General features: G+C 36.9%; 16 protein-coding genes and 1 riboswitch. Of the genes, 15 read left to right on the top strand and 1 reads right to left on the bottom strand.

Features of this window, described 5'->3' with window-relative positions:
- Positions 1-28 precede the first annotated feature (28 nt).
- The 13 genes from spoVAC to BN1225_RS04005 all read left to right on the top strand — a co-directional run bounded on the left by spoVAC (position 29) and on the right by BN1225_RS04005 (position 11,607).
- The gene (spoVAC, locus tag BN1225_RS04065) at positions 29-466 is read left to right on the top strand and encodes a stage V sporulation protein AC (RefSeq protein WP_041138556.1); all 438 of its coding nucleotides are present in this window, start codon (positions 29-31) and stop codon (positions 464-466) included.
- Positions 450-1,451, top strand: a complete 1,002-nt coding sequence (spoVAD, locus tag BN1225_RS04060) for a stage V sporulation protein AD (protein WP_041138555.1) — start codon at positions 450-452, stop codon at positions 1,449-1,451. The genes spoVAC and spoVAD overlap by 17 nt, the downstream gene beginning before the upstream one ends.
- Positions 1,451-1,801, top strand: a complete 351-nt coding sequence (spoVAE, locus tag BN1225_RS04055; RefSeq protein ID WP_041138554.1) for a stage V sporulation protein AE — start codon at positions 1,451-1,453, stop codon at positions 1,799-1,801. The genes spoVAD and spoVAE overlap by 1 nt, the downstream gene beginning before the upstream one ends.
- Positions 1,798-3,111, top strand: a complete 1,314-nt coding sequence (locus BN1225_RS04050) for a spore germination protein (protein ID WP_041138553.1) — start codon at positions 1,798-1,800, stop codon at positions 3,109-3,111. Before spoVAE ends, BN1225_RS04050 begins: the two co-directional genes overlap by 4 nt.
- Before the next feature lie 71 nt (positions 3,112-3,182).
- On the top strand, positions 3,183-3,908 hold the full coding sequence (locus tag BN1225_RS04045) for a segregation/condensation protein A (RefSeq protein ID WP_041138552.1): 726 nt from the start codon (positions 3,183-3,185) through the stop codon (positions 3,906-3,908).
- On the top strand, positions 3,905-4,498 hold the full coding sequence (gene scpB, locus BN1225_RS04040; protein WP_041138551.1) for an SMC-Scp complex subunit ScpB: 594 nt from the start codon (positions 3,905-3,907) through the stop codon (positions 4,496-4,498). Before BN1225_RS04045 ends, scpB begins: the two co-directional genes overlap by 4 nt.
- Positions 4,499-4,590: 92 nt before the next feature.
- Complete coding sequence (pyk, locus tag BN1225_RS04035; protein WP_041138550.1) at positions 4,591-6,018, top strand: pyruvate kinase; 1,428 nt, start codon at positions 4,591-4,593, stop codon at positions 6,016-6,018.
- Positions 6,019-6,249: 231 nt separating this feature from the next.
- A complete protein-coding gene (locus tag BN1225_RS04030) occupies positions 6,250-7,914 on the top strand; it encodes a Na/Pi cotransporter family protein (RefSeq protein ID WP_041138549.1) in 1,665 nt (554 codons plus the stop codon).
- Between the two features lie 52 nt (positions 7,915-7,966).
- Positions 7,967-9,004 carry a DmpA family aminopeptidase gene (locus BN1225_RS04025; RefSeq protein ID WP_041138548.1) on the top strand — a complete coding sequence of 346 codons (1,038 nt, stop codon included), beginning with the start codon at positions 7,967-7,969 and terminating at the stop codon, positions 9,002-9,004.
- On the top strand, positions 8,991-9,836 hold the full coding sequence (locus BN1225_RS04020; RefSeq protein ID WP_041138547.1) for an MBL fold metallo-hydrolase: 846 nt from the start codon (positions 8,991-8,993) through the stop codon (positions 9,834-9,836). Before BN1225_RS04025 ends, BN1225_RS04020 begins: the two co-directional genes overlap by 14 nt.
- Positions 9,837-9,970: 134 nt before the next feature.
- Positions 9,971-10,384 (top strand): RrF2 family transcriptional regulator, encoded by a 414-nt coding sequence (locus tag BN1225_RS04015; RefSeq protein ID WP_041138546.1) that lies wholly within the window; start codon positions 9,971-9,973, stop codon positions 10,382-10,384.
- The gene (locus tag BN1225_RS04010; RefSeq protein WP_041138545.1) at positions 10,381-10,791 is read left to right on the top strand and encodes an RrF2 family transcriptional regulator; all 411 of its coding nucleotides are present in this window, start codon (positions 10,381-10,383) and stop codon (positions 10,789-10,791) included. The genes BN1225_RS04015 and BN1225_RS04010 overlap by 4 nt, the downstream gene beginning before the upstream one ends.
- A gap of 15 nt (positions 10,792-10,806) precedes the next feature.
- Complete coding sequence (locus BN1225_RS04005) at positions 10,807-11,607, top strand: Cof-type HAD-IIB family hydrolase (RefSeq protein ID WP_041138544.1); 801 nt, start codon at positions 10,807-10,809, stop codon at positions 11,605-11,607.
- A 30-nt stretch (positions 11,608-11,637) separates the two neighbouring features.
- Here BN1225_RS04005 and BN1225_RS04000 read toward each other — a convergent pair whose 3' ends face one another.
- Positions 11,638-12,282, bottom strand: a complete 645-nt coding sequence (locus BN1225_RS04000; protein WP_041138543.1) for an ECF transporter S component — start codon at positions 12,280-12,282, stop codon at positions 11,638-11,640.
- Positions 12,283-12,361: 79 nt separating this feature from the next.
- Positions 12,362-12,479, bottom strand: a riboswitch (FMN riboswitch).
- A 120-nt stretch (positions 12,480-12,599) separates the two neighbouring features.
- Between BN1225_RS04000 and BN1225_RS03995 the strand changes: the two genes are divergently transcribed.
- The gene (locus BN1225_RS03995; protein WP_041138542.1) at positions 12,600-13,115 is read left to right on the top strand and encodes a hypothetical protein; all 516 of its coding nucleotides are present in this window, start codon (positions 12,600-12,602) and stop codon (positions 13,113-13,115) included.
- Between the two features lie 144 nt (positions 13,116-13,259).
- Positions 13,260-13,724 (top strand): hypothetical protein, encoded by a 465-nt coding sequence (locus BN1225_RS03990; protein WP_187117530.1) that lies wholly within the window; start codon positions 13,260-13,262, stop codon positions 13,722-13,724.
- The last annotated feature ends 1 nt before the right edge of the window (position 13,725 follow it).

Genomic DNA, 13,725 nt, shown 5'->3' with positions numbered 1-13,725 from the left:
ATACATACTATCATTGAGGTGATAAAAAATGGATGAAACAAAATACAACAAGATTGCCGACAGCTGCAAACCAAAAAGCGGTATTGTGAAAAACTGCATCAATGCGTTTATTTTTGGTGGAGTGATTGCTGTGATCGGTCAATTCTTATTAGAGTTTTATATGGAACTTCTGAATGTCGGACAAGAAAAGGCATCGGCACCGATGATCATTACCATCGTATTTATTACATGTTTATTAACCGGACTAGGTGTTTTTGATAAGATTGCCAAACATGCAGGAGCAGGAACGTTTATTCCAATCACAGGGTTCGCAAATGCGATGAGCAGTGCTGCTTTAGAAAGCAAGAGCGAGGGATTAATTCAAGGGATCGGTTCTAATATTTTTAAATATGGCGGAAGTGTCATTACATATGGAATTGTATCTTCATTTATTTTTGGGGTGATTCGTTATGTCTTCAAAATCTAGCACTCATTTTTTTCATAACGTCTATGTTCAAAGTACCGGAACCTGTGCCGGACCGATGGAACATACGGGACCGTTAGGAAGTTATTTTGATGTTTACTTCGATGATTTATATTGTCACCAGAAGACCTTTGAAAAAGGGGAAAGAGAAATGCAGAAAGTAGCGATAAACAGCTGTCTGCAAAAAGCAAAGAAAAAACCGAATGATATTGATCTGATTCTAGGTGGTGATCTGACCAATCAGATTACAGCAACTTCATACACAGCAGCCCAATATCCTGTTCCTTATATAGGCATCTATGGGGCTTGTTCATCTTCTTGTTTAAGCATGGGAGTGAGCAGTATGCTGATCGAATCTAATTATTTTTCTTCTGTTTTAGCATTTGTTTCTTCTCATAATGCGACAGCAGAGCGACAGTATCGTTACCCGCTTGAATATGGTATTCAAAAACCGGAAACAACGACTTATACAGCTACCGGAGCAGGAGCAATCTTACTATCTAATGAGCCGTCAGATATTCGTATTGAAGCTGTTACTTTTGGAAAAGTGATTGATTTTAAGCAAACTAATGTCAATGATATGGGGCGTGCGATGGCACCGGCAGCGTATGATACTTTGAAACAGCATTTTACTGATACCAATCGTGATTTTAACAGCTATGATTTGATCGTGACCGGAGATTTATCTGATTACGGTAAAAAGATTTTAACTAAGATGTTTGAAGAAGACAATATGGAAGTCAATCATTATAATGACTGTGGAACACTGCTTTATGATATAGAAAAGCAAGATGTCTTTTTAGGCGGAAGCGGATGTGCCTGCAGTGCTTTGGTGACTTATGGTTATATTATGGATCAGCTGCGACAAAAGAAATGGAAAAAAGTATTGATCGTCGCTACCGGAGCGTTGATGTCTCCAATCACGATCATGCAAAAAGAAAGTGTCCCTTCAATTGCACATGCAATTAGTTTGGAGGTGTGTGACTAATGGATTATGTACTTGCCTTTGTGTTTTGTGGTGCCATCTGTGTCATCGCCCAGCTGATTTATGAATTTACTTCATGGACCCCGGGACACATTACCAGTTTATTTGTTTGTATTGGTTCGTTCTTGGATTTATTTCATATTTATGATCGTTTGATAGGAATTTTCCATGCCGGAGCCATGCTGCCGATTACCAGTTTTGGTCATTCATTGATGCATGGGGCTTTAGAAAAGGTCTCTGAGTATGGACTGCTTGGATTGACGATGGGAATGTTTGATCTGACCGCCGCCGGTATTACAACAGCGATTTTATTTGGTTTTATTGTCGCGATTATCTTTAAACCACGCTCATGAATCAATCCTACGATTATTCCAAGCGCATCATTCAATCAGGAAAGCATGTCTATACTATTGAATTTATTACCAGCCTCGTCAGTGATGATCAGATCACAATGCTTTGTGCCGGTATCGAATTAATTAAAGATCCAAAAGAATTGGATGGAAATCTCTTTAATGGCAATGTTAAAAAAGTAACGGATTTAAGCACGTTGGATCTTTCCTTATTATCCGGCAATGCCATTATTGAAGTAGAAAAGCAATATTATGTTTTAGAAGTAAGAAAATACCCAAGCCGCTCGATTAACGAACCGGAAACGGAAAAAAGCGTGCGTGGAGCAAAAGACGGATTTGTGGAACAGCTGTTAACGAATACAGGACTGATTCGCCGCCGCATCCGTAATCCGTCCCTAACCTTTGAAATCATCACGATTGGGTCTTTAGCACCGATCGATGTATGTTTATGTTATATAGATGAAATATGTGATCCGACGATCAAGGCTGATATTTTGGAACGCTTAAAAAATGTATCGACGAAAGATTTAGTGATGTCTGATCGTGCCTTAGAAGAACTGCTTATTCATCAGGTCTATAATCCTTATCCGTTAGTTCGCTATAGTGAAAGACCGGATATCGTTTCTACTCATTTGACAAAAGGAAACTTTGCGATTATTACCGACACGTCAGCCTCGGTCATGATGCTGCCAACCTCTTTATCTGAGATTTTAGAGCATGTCGAAGAACATCGCCAAGTACCGATTATTGGTACGATGATCCGTTTAGTGCGCCTGTTAGCGGTGTTTCTTTCAGTGTATTTGGTTCCGTTTTGGCTGCTTACTTTGATGAATGGCAATAAAGGTATCTTTTTGTTTGCCGGTGTTCATGATTTGGAATTTAATCATTTATTAATGCAGTTATTTGTGGTGGAGATTGCCATCGAACTCTTGCGTATTGCAACGATTCATACCCCGACCGGACTCTCCAGTGCCATGGGGATTATCGCCGCCGTCTTGTTAGGAGAAATGGCAATCGATATGGGATTATTTATACCGGAAATTCTCTTGTACAGCGCCATCAGTAATGTCGGGGGTTTTGCCACCCCAAACTATGAACTTTCGCTGGCGAATAAATATATTAAGTTGGGAATGATCCTTGCGATTTGGATATTCCATAACGTTGGGTTTGTCTTATATAACTTTGTATTGATTCTTTACCTAATGCATCTGCACATTTTCGGCTATGATTACCTTTATCCTTTTGTTCCCTTTGATCCTAAGAAAGTACTGTACTTTTTTATACGTAAACCAAAATCAAGCAAAGCGAAGTGACATTCATTTCGCTTTTTATTATGTAGTTTTTTATATGGAAATATGATAAAATCATAAATTAGAGGTGGAATATGGAAGAATATCGCGTATCGCTTGATCAATTTGTCGGACCTTTAGACCTTTTACTGCACTTGATCAAAGAAAAAGAAATGGATTTAGAAAACTTAGAACTTTCAAAGATAACAGACCAATACTTAGATTATCTCCATCAATATCAAGCTGTTAATTTAGAAGTAGCAAGTGAGTATTTGGTTATGGCAAGTTCTCTGATCGAACTGAAAAGTAAAATGCTGCTCCCTATTGAAGTGGTTAAAATCAATGAGGATTATGAGGAAGATCCTCGTGAGGCATTGATCAAACGTTTGATCGAATATAAAAAGTATAAAGATGTTGTTGAGAATTTTAAAGAACATTATGAATCCCGTCAGCAATTCTACATCAAATCAAGCAGTTCTATGGAAGAATATGCGATAGATACTGCTAATCTGATACCCGATAATTTACAGATTTACGATTTGATGAAAGCGATGCAGAAAATGTATCAGCGGAAGATTTTGTCTTCCCCTTTGATTACATCGGTTGGCAAGAAAGAAATATCGATTGACGATCGCTGCGATGAAATCCGCCATTATTTTAAAAATCATCGTAAAGTTAATTTTGAAGAATTATTTGATCACCCGACACGTCATTATTTTGTCGTTACTTTTTTAGCGATTCTAACTTTAGCGAACAAAAAAGAATTGGCAATTACACAAGAAAAACAGTTTGATCAAATATTTTTGGAGGCTATAGAATGAACATAAATACATATAAAGCGGTTATTGAAGGAGTTTTGTTTTTAACCGGGGACGAAGGCTGTGGGGTTAAAGAGATGGCAGCGATCCTAGAATTACCGGTAAAAGAAACTGAAGCGCTGATGCAGGAAATGATGGAACAATTCGATCAAGATGAACAAAAGGGCTTGATGATCGTCTATTTGGGCGGAAAATATAAATTAGCGACCAAAACTCAGTTTAAACCTTATTTTGAGAAGATGGTCAGCCAAGCAGAAGCCAGCTTATCCAATGCTGCTTTGGAAACATTGGCGATCATTGCCTATAATCAGCCGGTGACAAGAACTAAGATCGAAGAGATTCGTGGAGTCAGCAGTGATGCAATGGTCCGAAAACTGCAGGCAAAAGCCCTCATTAAAGAAGTGGGGCGTGAAGATACACCGGGGAAACCTATTTTATATGGTGTCAGTGAAGAATTCATGGATGCCTTTAATCTTGCTTCGTTAGATGAGCTGCCGGATCTGCAGAATATTGCGCAAACCAGCATGGAAGAAGATTTGTTTGACGCTAAATATCGCGAAGAAGAGGATAAACCTAATGAATCACAGGGATAGCCGAAAGGTTGTCTTTTTTCTATATAATTTTTATTTTAATTTATGATTATTTGATGTAAAATAGAGGTATCATGATAGTAGGAGGATATGAAATGGCAGAATTAACACCAAAGAAAACAAAAGTAATTTGTACGATCGGTCCCGCTTCTTCAACAGAAGAAACATTGACCGCCATGGTAAAAGCCGGAATGAATTGTATGCGTCTTAACTTTTCCCATGGGACTCATCCGGATCATTTAGAAAAGATTCAAATGATGAGAAAGATCAATGACAGCTTAGGAACGAATGTCGCTATTTTATTAGATACAAAAGGTCCGGAAATCCGTACCGGAGATTTTGAAAACGGACAGATTGAAATTGTAAAGGGCGATCAAGTTGTTGTATGTTATGAGGATGTATTAGGAAATAAAGAACGTTTCTCTATTACGTATAAAAATCTTTATATGGATGTGAAAGCGGGGGATCACATCTTAGTGAATGATGGTCAAATGGATTTGTTAGTAGACAGCATTAAAGATCGTGATATCTTCTGTACATGTTTAAATGACGGAATCCTAAAAAATAAACGTGGTATCAATGTTCCCGGAATTAAATTGGGATTTGATTATTTATCAGAAAAAGATATTTCGGATATTATCTTCGGGTGTGAAAATAAAGTGGATTTCATTGCCGCTTCATTTGTTCGCCGTGCACAAGATGTCCTAGATGTCAGAAGATTATTAGTGGAACATGACTGTCCGGAAATTCAAATCATTGCCAAGATCGAAAACCAAGAAGGGGTCGAAAATATGGAGGAGATCCTTGAAGTGGTAGATGGAATCATGGTAGCTCGTGGGGACTTAGGTGTTGAAATTCCCGGAGATTTAGTTCCGGTTGTACAAAAGAAATTAATCAAAAAATGTAATGCAGTAGGAAAAATCGTCATCACTGCCACACAAATGTTAGAAAGTATGCAGTTAAATCCCAGACCGACTCGTGCAGAAGTATCTGATGTGGCAAATGCCATTCATGATGGAACAGACTGTATCATGCTGTCAGGAGAATCCGCTTCTGGAAAATATCCGGTAGAAGCAGTGGCAATGATGGCAAGAATTGCACGTACGACAGAAGATAATTTAGACTATGGACATTTACATCGTCGTGCTTTACGTACAGCGCCTGCGGACAAATCAGAAGCGATCTGTTTATCTGTAGCCGAACTAGCGATGCAGTTTGATGTGAAAGCAATTATTGCCTTTACAAAATCAGGATTTACAGCCCGCAAAATGTCACGTTATCGTCCGGAATGTCAGCTGATTGCAGCGACACCGGATTTAGATGCTATGCAGAAGCTTGCTTTAAATTGGGGAGTTATTCCGGCTTATTGCAAATCGATGAAAAGCAGCGAAGCAATGCTGAACTTAGCCGAAGTGATTGCTAAAGAAAATGGCGTTAAGTCTGGAGAAACGATCATTGTGACCGGAGGAACACCGGGAATCAGCGGAGCAACAAATTTCCTACATTTAATCGAAGTAAAATAAGTCACCGATGGTGGCTTATTTTTTCTTCTTCCTGTTGATTTAGCTTCAATGCACAAAAGATAAACAACACTAAAATAAAAGCGCCAATACCTAAAAACAAGTAGATCCAAATCATAAAAAACACCTCATTTTAGGTATCGGCAGAGTTTTGTTAATTATACGTTAAGTTTATGTTACGTATATTTATTTCAGTATTTATTTATGTTAAAGTTGTGTTATGAGGTGGAATTAATGAAAATAACGGATATTTTTACTTTGTTAGGCGGACTGGCATTATTCCTTTATGGCATGCATATGATGTCCAGCGGTTTAGAAATCGCAGCCGGAAATAAAATGAAATCGATCTTGGAAAAATTAACGTCTAATCGCTTTTTAGGGGTTGGCGTAGGTGCATTGATCACCGCAATCATTCAGTCTTCATCAGCGACAACGGTCATGGTCGTAGGTTTTGTCAATGCCGGACTGATGACTTTGAAAAATGCAGTTTGGGTCATTATGGGAGCCAATATCGGAACCACGATTACGGGACAACTGATTGCTTTGGATATTACGGCAATTGCACCCGTTATTGCTTTTGGCGGTGTGGCTTTAGTTACTTTTGTGAAAAATAAAAAAGCAGATGCTTTTGGTCAGATTATTGCCGGACTTGGAATTTTATTTATGGGAATGGAACTGATGACCAATGCCATGTCCCCATTAAGGGAATCACAGCAGTTTATCAGCATGATTTCTAATTTTCAAAATCCGTTGATTGGTATTGCGGTTGGAGCACTATTTACTGCTGTGATTCAATCTTCGAGTGCTTCTGTCGGTATTTTGCAGGCACTCGCATTAAGTGGGATTATTACCTTGCCCAACGCTATTTTCGTATTATTTGGACAAAATATCGGAACTTGTATTACAGCGGTCATCGCTTCTATTGGAACGAACCGTAATGCCAAACGTGCGACGTTGATCCACTTATCTTTTAATATTATTGGAACGGTTATCTTTGTGATAATCAGTATGGTGACTCCATTTGCTAGTTTCATGGCCTCTGTCACTCCGGGAAATGTTCCTGCACAGATTGCCAACGTACATACTGTTTTCAATATTGTCACCACTGTTCTTTTACTGCCGTTTGGGTATAAGCTTGTTAATATGACTTATAAGATTTTGCCTGAAAAAGCAGGAATGGAAGATAAGATGGAAACAAAGTTCTTGGATTACAAAGTATTTAATAATGATTTCCACATTGGAACCAGTGCCATTATTATTACACAGCTGTTTAAAGAGATAGAAAACATGCTGGCCTATGTCACAATCAATGTGAAACGTTCATTTGATCTGATTGAGAAATTTGATGAAAAAACCTATAAAAAGTTATTGGAAGATGAAGAATATATCGATTATTTAAATAAAGAAATCATCACTTATACAACCAATGCGATATCCATTGAATTTCCGGTTGAGGAAAGCAAAACAATTGGCTTATTCTTAAAAGCAGCAGGGGATTTAGAAAGAATTGGTGATCATGCCGTTAATATTTCCAGCCGTTCATTGAAACTTCACAGCAATAATGAGCATTTCTCATCTGAGGCGATCGAAGAAATCCATCAGATGTGTGAATTAACAACAAAACTGCTTGAAGAGTTGAATGTAAAAGACCGTAAAGAATTGGTCGGTATAATTGAAAAAGTAGATGTTTATGAAAATAAGATTGATGATGCGAATAAACAATTTTCATTGAATCAGCTGATTCGTTTAAAAGATAAAAAGTGTACACCGGAACATAGTGCTTTCTATACGGAAACATTGACTGATTTTGAAAGAATCGGAGATCATGGGCTGAATATCGCCATTAGTTTTAATGAAATTATTGATCATTTAACCTTACTGAATGGGGATGCAGAATAAACTGTATCCTTTTCTTTTTTATTATTATATAATGTCAAAAAGGAGGATATTAATGGGAACTTTATTATATAAAACAAATTTAATGCGGGGTAAAAGAAATCTGATTACGGATGTTCCGGGAATAAAGGTGGGTCATGTCACCTTATCTAATCATGCTATTCAAACAGGGGTAACCATCGTTTTGCCACGTACAGATAATATTTTTCAAAATAAATATGCTGGAGCGAGTCAAGTGATCAATGGTTTTGGCAAGAGTACCGGATTAGTTCAGCTTGATGAACTAGGAACACTGGAAAGTCCGATTGCTTTAACGAACACGCTAAGTGTCGGAACAGTTGCTCAGGCATTGGTAAAACTGATGCTGAAAGATAATGAAGATATTGGCACAACTACCGGAACAATTAATGTTGTTGTGGGAGAATGTAATGACGGACATCTAAATGATATTCGCGGATGTCATATAAAAGAAGAACATGTTTTTGAAGCCTTTGAACATGCAAAGGAAGATTTTGAAGAAGGAGCAGTAGGGGCAGGACGCGGAATGACTTGCTTTGGGGCAAAAGGCGGCATCGGTTCTGCTTCTCGTATCATCACACTGGATGAAAAAGAATATCATATTGGCAGCTTAGTCCTAACAAATTTTGGCTTGAAGCAAGATTTTACGTACCATGATTTAAAGGCAGAAGAGATGGAAACAGTAGAAAAGGGTTCCATTATGATGATTCTTGCTACAGATGTTCCATTGGATGCCCGACAGTTAAAACGTGTCTGCCGTCGTATGCCGATTTCTTTAGGACGTTTAGGTTCTTATATGGGAAACGGCAGTGGAGATATTGCCATCGCTTTTTCGACTGCTAATACTTTTCCTCATTATGCAAAGGAGGAAATCATGAATGTTAAAACATTGCATGAAAGTAAAATAGATAAAGTTTTCCGTGCAGCCATCGATGCATGTGAAGAAGCGATCTTTTCTTCTTTGGTTCATGGAGAAAGCGTTATTGGTAGAGATGGACACACCACTCTTAGTCTAAAAGAAATATTAGCTAACCAAGAAAAAGATGCAGGAGAGAATAAGGATGAAAACAAGTAACGACTATTATAATATCATTCAAGTAAAAGAAGGCGTTTATCATATCGGCAGTGCAGAGGGCGTTTTCATGGATTTATTTGTCGGCAGTAAACAGGCACTGTTGTGGGATACCGGTTATGGTTTTGGTAATCTGCGTCATACTGTAGAAACACTCACAGACAAACCTTTGATTGTAGTCAATAGTCATGGTCATTTAGATCATGCCTGCGGTAATTTTCAGTTTAAAGATTGTCCTGTCTATATGCATTTAAAAGATAAATCATCTTATGAATATTTCAATAGTAAAGATGCCAGAAGAGACAATATCGAACGTGTAAAAAATACTGAAGAAGGTCTGCCAAGTGACTTTGATGAGGAATACTATATTCATGCACCAATAAAAGATACCATAGAAATAAATGAAGGCGATCAGTTTGACTTAGGCGGTATAACCTTAACTGTTAAAGAAGTACCCGGACATACTGCCGGAAGTATCGGGCTAATCTATGAAGAAGAACAATGGTTTTATGCCGGTGATGCAATGAATCCGTTTGTCTGGTTGTTTTTACCTGACGCCCAGCCTTTATCGGTTTATTTAGAGACACTGGAAAAGGCAAAAACATTTGCTTGTAAAAAATTATGTATCAGTCATCATGCCGAAGCTTTGGACTATGCCATCTTGGACAGCTTTATTCGCTGTGCAAAAGAATTGGATTATGCTTCGGGTATTCCATTTGAGAATATGTTATTTCCTCAATATATTGCCCGAATCTGTCCGCTTAAAGGTGCTGATCAATCTCTTATCGGACAGCCGGAATGCCCGGCAGTTGTGATTAGTGAAGATCGACTATAGAGAAAAATCACTAATAAACCTAAAAGGTTAAAACGAATGATAATACGGTTATTATTTTCAATTTTGTAAAAAAGAAAGGCGAATCTTGTAATTGTAAAGGGTTTCCTTTAGAATATATCTAAAGGAGACTTTTTATGGAGATAGGAACTAAAGGGCAATATGGCTTAGAGGCACTTGTGTATATGGCAAGTTGTCCTGAAAATACACAATTTTCAATTAATACCATTGCAACACAAAGAAATATTTCAGAAAAATATTTGGAACAGATATTCTCTTTACTTAAAAAGGGGGGTATCATTCAAAGCAGTCGAGGAAAATACGGCGGATATCACTTCTTGATAGAACCTAAAGATTTGACTGTATTAAGAGTCTTGGAGTGTTTAACGGGAAGTTTAGAACCGGTAAGATGTATTCACTCGGTTCAATGCAAACGAGAAGCTATTTGTAAAAGCAAACCGGTGTGGGAAAAAATGTATGATCATATGAAGCTGGTTTTAGAAGATGTAACGATTCAGTCTTTAGCGGACGAATACAGGAGACAGTTATGAGATTATCAACAAAAGTACGATATGGATTGCGTTCACTTATAGCTTTGGCTCAAGAGAAAGGTGAGATTATCTCAATTAGTGTCATTGCAAGTGAGCAGGAACTTTCACAAAATTACTTAGAAAATATTTTTGCGGAATTTAAGAAAGCGGGCATTATTGAAAGTGTAAAAGGGGCTAAAGGCGGATATCGTTTGATTGCCGACCCAAATGAAATCAGCATTGTTGATATTATGGAAATGCTGGATCGTGAAATTCATGTGGGAGGGAATAAAAAACATGATGTTCTCAATGACATTATTAATAAACGGGTATATGAACGTTTGGATAAGGAGCTTTATGCGTATTTAAAATCAATCAGCTTAGCTCAGATTGCCGTAGAAGATATTCAAAATATCAGTTTGTTTTAATGAAAGGGAAAAGAGATGGATAAGAAAATTGCTTTTTTTGATATAGATGGAACAATGGTGAATGTTCCTAATGGCATGCTGCATCCAAGCAGTGAAACAATGCGAGTTTTAAATACGTTTAAGCAGCAAGGAAATTATATTGTAGTTGCCACAGCACGTGGAAGCGCACCGGGCAGTGTACAAGATATTGATTTTGACGGTTATATCTTTAATGATGGACATTATATTCTTTTTAATAAAGAAGTATGGTTGGATGATCTTTTTTCAAAAGAAGATATTGCCAAACAAATAGCGGCTTATAAAAAACATGGTGGAAAAAGTATGTTCTGCGGACATGAGCAGACATGGTGTGAATATTTAGATGATCCTATGGTGATCGATCATCGGGAGATGTTTTCTGGAACACGTACACGTCCAACAGATCAAATCGAAACATTTACAGCGGCTGATGTAAAGGCAATATCGTGTTGTGTGTTATTTGAAACAGTGGAACAGTTAAAGGCCTGCTATAATGAATTGAAAGAAGAATTTACGATGGTACCTTATTATACTGGACTGATTCGTATGGATGTCTATAGGAAAGGCTTTACCAAAGGTCCGGCATGCCAATTCATGTTTGAAAAATTAGGTATTCCAAGAGAAAATACCTACGCTTTTGGAGATGGCATTAACGATAAAGAAATGCTTCAGCTTGTTGGTCATGGTATTGCAATGGGCAACGGATTAGATGAAATCAAAGCAGTTGCGGATGATATTACGGATACAGTGGATCAAGACGGCATTGCCAAAGCGTTTAAAAAATACTTTAATATTTAAAAATATCCCCGTTCATGAACGGGGATTGTTTTATTCTAATGTATAATTCTTTTCTATTGGTCTTACAAAACTATAGACAACAGCACAGATAATGCCCTTTAAGAAATTGAATGGGAAATAAATAATAAAGATTGCCTGTGCATATGGAGATAAGAAGTTCAGTATCGACGGTATCGCAATGTTGGAACCATACTGACTATTAAATGCCATGATATCTACATTAAAAGGCAGTTGTGTATACCAAGTCGGCTTATTCATCAAATAAGTCGGAGTAACGAATAAATAATTGATGATATACATAATAAAAGCAAATGTCAGCATCGTTAAAAACATATTCACGGCATAATTTACCCATGACTTTTTAAAATGCAAAACCTTCTTTAATAGGTAATACATCATACAGATACTTAAACTGGCAATCAGTGACGTAATCTGACCGATAGCAATCGGACCTACCGGTCCTTTAAATAAAACAGACGCCAAAAACTTACAGATACATACAAAAACAGCTGGAACGACTCCCATAGTTGAAACGGCAGACAATACCACAATCTCTGAAAGATCAAAATTCAGCCATGGTGCAAACGGATAGGGAATCTCAATTAAGTTGAGAATCATCCCTAAAGCGGATAAAATCGCTATCATCACCATTTTTCTTGTTTTAGTACTTTTCACAAATATTCCTCCCTTATATATAAAAAATATCGTGAAAATACTAATCTTCACGATAAAAGGGCATTTTTGAATATCAAAAAAATGTCTCTCTTCCATCTAGACTGTACTATCGGTATTGGAATTGCACCAATTCATGCTGTAAACAGCTCGCGGACTTTACCGCCGGTCGGGAATTTCACCCTGCCCTGAAGACGTTCTTTTCATCTATAGTGTATGTTAATTTCTTTTTCTTGTCAATCCCTTTGCCTACTATTTTTATTATGTGAATTATGATATGATAAAATAAAGAAAGGGGTTACAAGAAGGAGGGGAGAGCAGTGATTGAATTAAATCCAATCTATTTATTTGATAAAGAGGGGTTATCGGAATATTTGCATCAACAGGCATTAAATGGAAAGCATATTACCTACGTGACTTCTGATTTTTTGGTATTTAAAAGGGGAGCTCCAAAAGATCTGCGGTTTACCGTATTATTATCGGATGATCAACCTGTCGAAAAGGTGAACAGAAAAAGAATTGCTTCTTCTTATGAGTATTGTATTTACACGTTTGAAAAGGAAGAAGATACCTCGATTGCTTTACGTAAACGGTCACGATTTGCAAAGGCTGTTTATGTTACGCCATTAACAAATTTTATAATTTGTTTGTGTTCTTTTGCTATAATCAATACTTCTCAAAATAATTTCATTTTTGGAAGTCGTCGGGCTTTATATGCAAGGATTACCTTACCAGTGATCATTATTAGTTTTCTTTTATATTGTTTTTGGTTGTGGCGCAGAAAAAAAGCTTTAAAAAAAGCAAGAAACAATCATCAACAGCTTTATAAAAACTAATGGGATTATATGGGGAAATTGGTTTGTTTAAGTATCATATTCATCAATTTTTTTATAGTTGTGGGCTTTAGCTATTATATCATCTTTATCATTTTTCTTTACTTGTTGTTTCATTTCATATATTTTCATTCCACCCTTTATATCATGATTCTTATTTTATGTATGTCAATTTTCTTGTTTCTGCCAGATCATTCAAACCAAAATAATATGTTAAAAGAATATTTCCCATCTACTCCAAATGGGTATATATACCATGATGATCAAACCCTATTTGTATCTAAATATGAGAATTTAGGAGCTAAAAGTAACATCAACGATTTTAAAGAAACGCTTTTCTATGACTATTACCAGGTGACCTCTTCATGGGTTTTGCATAAGTTAGAGGAGTATTTATTTATTAAGCAGGAAACTCCAATTCAATTAGATACATATGAACGGCTTAGTGACAATTCTTTTGAACAAGCATATATGAAAACAGTAGAGGGAGGCGTTCAACTTTATTATTTTCAATCCGGCTATCATATTTTAATTCTTGCAAACAATTCATCAAATACAACCGAACAAGTTATTCGTTTTGCTAAAATGAAATTGAATATAGAGGGGGATTAGG

Origin of the sequence: Beduini massiliensis (genome assembly GCF_000829905.1) — a bacterium.
Taxonomy (GTDB): domain Bacteria; phylum Bacillota_I; class Bacilli_A; order Erysipelotrichales; family Coprobacillaceae; genus Beduini; species Beduini massiliensis.
The sequence above is the reverse complement of the archived record's forward strand: the minus strand, read 5'-3'. Positions and strand labels throughout refer to the sequence as shown.